Consider the following 1,121-nt stretch of genomic DNA (forward strand, 5'->3'; position numbering starts at 1 on the left):
GTAAAGCCATTGATGTTGGTTTTCACGCGGTCTTTCGACAATGCAGCTTCTAACGAAGTTAGTACTCGCTGACGATGCTCTTCTGACGCCATATCGATAAAGTCGATAATGATGATGCCACCTAGGTTTCGCAGACGTAATTGGCCAGCAATGGCTTCAGTCGCTTCAATATTGGTATTAAAGATGGTCTCTTCTAAGTTACGACGACCAACAAACGCACCAGTGTTGATGTCGATGGTGGTCATCGCTTCTGTCTGATCGATGATTAGGTAACCACCCGACTTGAGCTCAACTTTGCGCTCCAAAGAGCGTTGAATTTCGTTCTCAGTGTCGTACATATCAAAGATAGGCTTGTCACCTTCGTAAAGCTCAAGCTTATCGGTCAGCTCCGGTACGTACTCAGAAGTAAACTCTTTGAGGTTCTCATATTCTAAACGTGAATCGACCAAAATCTTGTCGAGTTCCGTTCCAACGAAGTCACGCAAAATACGTTGTGCAAGACCAAGCTCGCCATACAGCGTTGAACGTGTCTTGTACTTAGAACGACGCTCCATGACTTTCAGCCATAAGCGTTTTAGGAACGCAGCATCTTGAGAGAGTTCTTTCTCGTCCGCCCCTTCTGCGGCCGTGCGGATAATGAAACCACCGTGCTCATCGCAGTAGTGATTCACCACTTTTTTAAGGCGCTCGCGTTCGCTTTCGCTTTCAATACGTTGCGATACACCAACGTGGCTAGCGCCAGGCATAAAGACGAGATAACGGGAAGGAAGTGTGATGTCAGTAGTTAAACGCGCACCTTTAGTGCCAAGAGGATCTTTAACTACCTGTACGACGATATCCTGACCTTGGCGAACCAATTCAGAAATGTCACGAACTTGAAACTGCTGTTTCTCGTTCTCTGCCACACATTCAGTATGCGGAACGATATCAGACGCATGTAAAAACGCCGCTTTATCTAAACCAATATCGACGAAAGCCGCTTGCATGCCAGGCAGTACTCGGCTTACTTTACCTTTGTAAATATTGCCCACAATGCCGCGACGAGATTCGCGCTCGATATGTATTTCTTGTAGTACTCCACCTTCAATCATGGCCACACGAGTTTCACTCGGGGTCACGTT

General features: G+C 46.7%; 1 protein-coding gene. It reads right to left on the minus strand.

Annotated features, from left to right (window positions below; translation table 11 throughout):
- Positions 1 to 1,121 (minus strand): ribonuclease G (rng, locus tag R7M72_RS25475; RefSeq protein ID WP_318056508.1); only part of this gene is annotated, 1,121 nt, incomplete at both ends.

The sequence above is a fragment of the Vibrio sp. YT-18 genome (assembly GCF_033337345.1).
In the GTDB taxonomy this organism is placed as follows: domain Bacteria; phylum Pseudomonadota; class Gammaproteobacteria; order Enterobacterales; family Vibrionaceae; genus Vibrio; species Vibrio alginolyticus.